Origin of the sequence: Enterobacter sp. HG048 (assembly GCF_024702055.1) — a bacterium.
GTDB lineage: Bacteria > Pseudomonadota > Gammaproteobacteria > Enterobacterales > Enterobacteriaceae > Enterobacter > Enterobacter dykesii.
In genome coordinates this window covers 1-289 of record NZ_JANLIZ010000044.1, presented here as the reverse complement: position 1 = coordinate 289, position 289 = coordinate 1, and the positions used below count along the sequence as shown (strand labels likewise).

Below are 289 nucleotides of genomic sequence, written 5' to 3'. Positions count from 1 at the left end.
GTCGCTTAACCTCACAACCCGAAGATGTTTCACTTCTGATTGCGAAAATTTGAGAGACTCGAACACACCATTAAGATGTGTCGTTTCAATTTTCAGCTTGATCCAGATTTTTAAAGAGCAAAACTTCTTAATGCACTCAAAAGTACATTCAGAAGTTCATCATTCATCAGACAATCTGTGTGAGCACTGCAAAGGCAGGTTCTTTAAGGTAAGGAGGTGATCCAACCGCAGGTTCCCCTACGGTTACCTTGTTACGACTTCACCCCAGTCATGAATCACAAAGTGGTAA

At 41.5% G+C, this 289-nt stretch carries 1 rRNA gene; it reads right to left on the bottom strand.

The annotated features are described in order from the left end of the window. Positions 1–209: 209 nt before the first annotated feature. Positions 210–289: ribosomal RNA gene (locus NUX24_RS21725) — 16S ribosomal RNA — on the bottom strand; the annotation flags it as partial.